The organism is Xenorhabdus sp. KK7.4 (assembly GCF_963876465.1).
Taxonomy (GTDB): Bacteria; Pseudomonadota; Gammaproteobacteria; order Enterobacterales; family Enterobacteriaceae; genus Xenorhabdus; species Xenorhabdus stockiae.
Genome location: NZ_CAWNQF010000121.1, coordinates 1 through 5,263 on the forward strand (window position 1 = coordinate 1; position 5,263 = coordinate 5,263).

Annotated in this window: 5 protein-coding genes and 4 pseudogenes; 5 read left to right on the top strand and 4 right to left on the bottom strand. The window is 49.0% G+C overall.

Annotated features, from left to right (window positions below; translation table 11 throughout):
• Positions 1 to 380 (top strand): annotated as a pseudogene (locus AACS90_RS19695) (DNA topoisomerase); the annotation flags it as partial.
• On the opposite strand, the pseudogene AACS90_RS19700 reads toward AACS90_RS19695, so the two are convergent.
• The 4 genes and pseudogenes from AACS90_RS19700 to AACS90_RS19715 all read right to left on the bottom strand — a co-directional run.
• Positions 373 to 807: pseudogene (locus AACS90_RS19700) on the bottom strand (DUF4276 family protein); the annotation flags it as partial. The pseudogenes AACS90_RS19695 and AACS90_RS19700 sit on opposite strands and share 8 nt — an antisense overlap.
• Entirely contained in the window at positions 804 to 1,802 is a 999-nt protein-coding gene (locus AACS90_RS19705; RefSeq protein WP_099123585.1) for an AAA family ATPase, read from the bottom strand. The gene AACS90_RS19705 and the pseudogene AACS90_RS19700, both read right to left, overlap by 4 nt.
• A 96-nt stretch (positions 1,803 to 1,898) precedes the next feature.
• The gene (locus AACS90_RS19710; RefSeq protein ID WP_099123586.1) at positions 1,899 to 3,068 is read right to left on the bottom strand and encodes an IS701 family transposase; all 1,170 of its coding nucleotides are present in this window, start codon (positions 3,066 to 3,068) and stop codon (positions 1,899 to 1,901) included.
• A 66-nt stretch (positions 3,069 to 3,134) separates the two neighbouring features.
• Positions 3,135 to 3,290: pseudogene (locus AACS90_RS19715) on the bottom strand (AAA family ATPase); the annotation flags it as partial.
• A gap of 453 nt (positions 3,291 to 3,743) precedes the next feature.
• Here AACS90_RS19715 and AACS90_RS19720 point away from each other — a divergent pair.
• The 4 genes and pseudogenes from AACS90_RS19720 to AACS90_RS19735 all read left to right on the top strand — a co-directional run.
• Positions 3,744 to 4,025: a helix-turn-helix domain-containing protein gene (locus tag AACS90_RS19720; RefSeq protein ID WP_099123587.1), complete on the top strand. Its 282-nt coding sequence runs from the start codon at positions 3,744 to 3,746 to the stop codon at positions 4,023 to 4,025.
• 151 nt (positions 4,026 to 4,176) lie between these two features.
• A complete protein-coding gene (pilL2, locus tag AACS90_RS19725; protein WP_099123588.1) occupies positions 4,177 to 4,725 on the top strand; it encodes a PFGI-1 class ICE element type IV pilus protein PilL2 in 549 nt (182 codons plus the stop codon).
• Between the two features lie 17 nt (positions 4,726 to 4,742).
• Positions 4,743 to 4,889 (top strand): hypothetical protein, encoded by a 147-nt coding sequence (locus AACS90_RS19730; RefSeq protein WP_193757303.1) that lies wholly within the window; start codon positions 4,743 to 4,745, stop codon positions 4,887 to 4,889.
• Positions 4,868 to 5,263, top strand: a pseudogene (locus AACS90_RS19735) (type IV conjugative transfer system coupling protein TraD); the annotation flags it as partial. The gene AACS90_RS19730 and the pseudogene AACS90_RS19735, both read left to right, overlap by 22 nt.

The window sequence follows — 5,263 nt, forward strand, 5'->3', positions numbered from 1 at the left end:
AGCAGTTATTGAAACAGGTTGATGAGGTCATTATTGCCACCGATGCCGACCGTGAAGGGGAAGTCATTGCTCGCGAGTTGCTGGAATATTGTCGTTTCACCGGTGCGGTAAGGTGGTTGTGGTTGTCGGCACTGGATGACACCAGTATCCGGCAGGCTCTGGCGGCCATTTTACCAGGAGAACAGACGGAAGCACTCTATCAGGCCGGGCTGGGGCGGGCGAGAGCAGACTGGTTGACGGGTATCAATCTGACCCGTTTGTATACCCTGAAAACGCAGGCTCTGGGTTTTGGCGAGGTGTTATCAATTGGCCGGGTACAGACACCGACACTGGCACTGGTGGTGAGCCGGGATAAGGACATTGCGAATTTTGTGCCGAAATCGGCGCATTGTCATCAAGCCAGTCAGCAAATTTTTCGGGTTGGCAGAACAGTAAGGCTTCAAATTCATGTAATAACAGATTGGGAATAAAATTAGTCTGCCCGATATCATTAGCAAAAGCCTGCTCCAGCTGTACGACCCGTTCGTTGGTCGCATTATCCCGTTGGATGTCATAGTCAGGGAAATCGGAAGGCAAACCGTAGTAGTCGATAAGTGTGGTGACGAATGCGCCGGGATCTTGTCGGCATAAGCGGGTAATTTGGTGTTTTACTTTGCCATAACTCGTGATACCGCCTTTCTGGCGGGAACTTGTCTGAGCTAATATGGGGGTCAGATAGATCTGTTGTGCAAAAAAATAAGGTGCCAGTACGTCCCGCACGAACGTTTCTTCCGTCTGTCCTTCTACAAAAACATTAATACGGATCATCGCTGTGGTCTCCCGCCGAGTAAGTTTTTCTTCCATAATTCACCCAGGCTATAGTCTTCAAGCCATTCGGACAGGGTTTCATTATCCAGTCGCTTAAAAGTAGAGGCACCTTGTTGTTTGTCGACCACAATCAGGTCATCAGCATCAAACTGGTTAACCAGTTCAACCGACTGAGTAGAAATAATCAGTTGGTGTTGATTACTGGCATTTTTAATCAGACCAGCCAGTACGTTGATTGCATAAGGATGGAGTCCGAGCTCAGGTTCATCAATAATTATGGAGTCGGGCATGTACGCTTCAGGTTGTAGCAGCACTGTTGTTAATAAAATAAAGCGCAGCGTGCCATCCGATAATTCACTGGCTTTAAAAGGAATATCCTGCTCTTTTTCTGTCCATTCAAGCTGAATATAGTCGGCATTATCCGGCGTAGGCCGCAAGTAGAAATCACCAAAAAAAGGGGCAACCATCTGAATGGTTTTGATAATGCGGGTGTAATGCTGCTGATGATGTTTTTGCAGGTGATACAAAAACGCGGCTAAATTAGCCCCATCTTCCCGCAGATAATCATTATCATTAATCCGGTGGGTTTGTTTGACTTTGGCACTGTCACTCGTGTCGTGAAAATGATATACCCGCCAACGAAGTGTGGTCGGCAAGGTGTTATTTTCAAGGTTCGCGTGATGCTGATTAACCTGAGATTCAAAATGTCCGGCACCAATATCATACTCTTTTTTGCTGTCGCCAAAGAGTGATTCATGGCGGAACATCATGCGGTTATCATTAGTCGGTTCCAGCTCAAATTTATAACTATTGTGACCAAAAGAAAGCGCGGCACTCATACACTCGGCTTTTTTACGACCAAAATGTAATAACGTATCGGGTCCCCCCATTTTGCCAACAAGCGATTGTAAGCGCTGATCGAGTAATACGGAGACTAGTACTACAGTCGTAACTGTTCCATGATCAGATATTCCTCTCGGCGGCGATAATGGCATTGTTGGGCGCGATACTGATGTCGTCGCCGCCAGTCTGACCAAAATAAAATCTGTTCTCTCGTTTCTCCTGCCTTTTCCATCAGTTTTGACAGCAGCTTACGCAGTTCCGCTACACTCAGGGCTATCAGTCCCGCCGGCGTTTTTTTTCTCCTGTATCCGCAAAATTGCCAGAACCGCATGCGCCAATAATGACAACGTAATATGCCGATACCAGCTGTGCCACTGCCGGACTTCGTAATGATCCAGACCGCACTCGCCTTTTGTTTCCTCAAAACCGCTTTCGATTTCCCAGCGATGTCCAGCTACCTGAATCAACGTCTTAAGATCGGCCTGCTCTTTAAGGGCATAGACAACATAGTAGGCCCGTTCCTGCTTCTCATCCCGGTTACGCCGGATCAGCAGATAATGGCCATAACGCCGTTCCTCTTCACTCATTTGCAAGCGCCAGAGCGGGATCCGTGCCCAGTCATACCAACGTTCGCCTTTTGTTCCCAGCCCGGCTGACTGTTTTTCCCAGTCGTCAACGGTCAGACTAGCTGCAATGGTGTCTGCTCGGGTGTAGTGTGGTGTTTGCCACCAGAGGCGCTCATTTTTGGGGATCGCTAAGACAAACGGTTGGTGCTGAGATTCCAGCCAGCATCGCAAGCGACGATCCTGTCCATAGACCGCATCAGCGGTGACCCAGCGACAGGGGATATTGGCCTTGAATGCCCGCGCCAGCATGTTCTGGGCGAGCTGGGGTTTCGTGGCAAAACTGACCGAGTCAGGCATGCCCGCAGCCGTACAGCGGGGCCGGTTCTCAGTCCACGGTTCGGGCAGGTATAAGGCCCTATCAATAAAGGCATGACCACCGTTGCCGGCGTAACACAGGAAAACCCCTATCTGACTATTTTCAATCCGTCCCGCCGTTCCACTATACTGACGCTGCACGCCGGCAGAATGCGTCCCTTTTTTGATAAAACCGGTTTCATCGATAATGAGGATACCTTGCTCATCCCCCAAATGTGCGGTGACATAATCACGTAAGATATCGCGGGCGGCTTCAGCATCCCAATGGGCCCGTTCCAGAAAATATTGAATGCCATCCGGTGAGCGTTCACCCAGCCATTCAGCCAGTTGCCAGCCGTTTTTACGTTCAACATCGCTGAGTAACCCACGAAGATACGCCAGACAACGTTGCTGAGAACTTGCAGAGCAAAATAGTGGGATTAGACGGGAATGAGCCAGCCGAAGCGCCTGTTCCCAGAGATTGACAGGTGAGGCCATAGGACACCTCCCTTGGTGTTAGGAAGATAGAGAGTCATCATGACACAATATGGATCACGGCTGTAGTACTAGGCGAAAGAAACTGATGAAATTGGATTTTCCGGCACCATTAGCGCCAATAAGGACATTCAGGCTCCCCATTTGTAAATCACATTCTGCGATAGATTTGTAGCCTGTTATCTTAATTCTGTTTAAGTGGTCATTATTCGTTATTGGTTTCATAATCTTGCATTTTCAGCATCATGTGACTCAATTGTGCCTTATTATACACTTTTCTGACGGTGGTCTGATGGATATCATCTTGGTCAAGTACACCTGTCACGCGGAGTTTCTTATTTTAGAGAATGCGCAAATAGGCAGGTTTTTTATTCTTTAAATCTGAGCAGAAGGTATAACCCTGTAATTTCATTTAGTTGTTAAACTTACACGTTCGATTATTGAATTAGATAACGTAATTCGTTAAAGTGGAAAAGCTATCAGCAAAATCTGATAGTCAGGGATTAGCAACCCTGAAAGGTCAATCCACTGGTAGGATATTTCTACCAGTGTGCCTGTTATCGTCCTTTCAATGGCGGTTCAGGCAGGGGAGGCTTCGGCCTCGCCGGATCGATTGACCTCCGGTATTGCTAACCCTGCTTGAATCGCCACCAATAATCAACAGAAGGGGAAGCAGGTATGACTCACACTCACCAAGACTGGCACCCAGCCGAAATTATTTGTGCATTACGCAAACGTGGTACGACACTCGCCGCTTTATCCCGCGAATCGGGACTCAGTTCTTCCACTCTGGCTAATACCTTATCCCGCTCGTGGCCGAAGGGGGAACTCATCATCGCGACCCGTTTGGGAATGGAACCCGCTGAAATCTGGCCCAGCCGTTATTTTGATGACTACGGCAATTTTATTGAACGAAAAATCCGTCAGTCGGTTGATGAAAATCAGGCAGCGGCTGAATAACGCGCGGATAAAAAACCTAACATTGACACACAATAACGTTTTTTTCGGCATATTAATTTTCAGCAAACACAGTTGAGTTGTTCATTGAATACATCACCGGGTTCCTTGCATAGTCAGGATTATTTTACGACTGAGCAGGAACCTATTTGGCATGAAAATAACGGTGTTAATCGGCTTAATCGCGGTCATACTGACGGGATGCACGATTCCCGTAAAACAACCGCTACCTCAATCTTCCCAAAATAACTTTTCTTCCGTGACGCTGACACAAAATGTGCAGTCGATTTCACCGGATATTTATCAGCAAACACCCGAAGTCGTCCGCTACGGGCGCTATGTGCTGGTCAGTACCGACCCGACAGCGGCGCAGCGTGATCCACTTTCTCAGTTGATTGATATTCAGCTCCCCACATCCCAGAACCCCACAGTGGCTGATGCTATGCGTTATGCATTACGCCAATCCGGCTACGCACTCTGTGTACCTGACAAGAGGAATGACATCTTATATCGCCAGCCGCTGCCATCCGTACACGCGCAGTTGGGTCCGATTCGGTTACGCACAGCATTGCAGTTGATGGCAGGTCCGGCCTGGCAACTGGAGGTGGATGAGGTGCAGCGTGTGGTTTGCCATCATTTACGGCAGGGTTATCAACTTCCGGCCTCGGCTAAACAATCACAGCAGGGAGGCGGGAATTTATGAAATTACACTAGCTCGGTGTGTTGGTATGGCTGCTGAGCAGTTCGGTCTGGGCAGTAACACCGACACCGTTAGCTTCACAGCAGACACTCACGACAGAAAGCCAGCAGCAATCCCTGAATAATCAGGCTGAACAGTGGCAGTTATCCGGCGCGGTGAAGTGGTGATTGTCTTTGATCCCAAAGGTGACGCTGACCTGTTAAGGCGCATCTGGGCAGAAGCCCACCGGGCCGGACGTGGCAGTGAACTGTCCCTCTTTCATCTGGGCTGGCCGGAGATTTCAGCCCGTTATAATGCGGTCGGACGGTTTGGTCGGGTCTCCGAAGTCGCTTCCCGTCTGGCGGGGCAATTGAGTGGGGAAGGGAACAGTGCCGCATTTAGGGAATTTGCCTGGCGGTTCGTCAATATTGTCGCCCGTGCGTTGGTGGCGCAGGGGCACCGACCGGATTACACGCTTATCACGCGTTACGTCAATAATATCAGCGAACTGTATCAGCTCTATGCGACTAAAGTGATTGCAGACAGGCAACCTGTGCTGTTG

Bases quoted from the DNA above. Each gene is read 5' to 3' on its own strand.
- AACS90_RS19710 (WP_099123586.1), bottom strand. From the start codon at position 3,068: ATGGCCTCACCTGTCAATCTCTGGGAACAGGCGCTTCGGCTGGCTCAT.
- AACS90_RS19720 (WP_099123587.1), top strand. From the start codon at position 3,744: ATGACTCACACTCACCAAGACTGGCACCCAGCCGAAATTATTTGTGCA.
- pilL2 (WP_099123588.1), top strand. From the start codon at position 4,177: ATGAAAATAACGGTGTTAATCGGCTTAATCGCGGTCATACTGACGGGA.
- AACS90_RS19705 (WP_099123585.1), bottom strand. From the start codon at position 1,802: ATGCCATTATCGCCGCCGAGAGGAATATCTGATCATGGAACAGTTACG.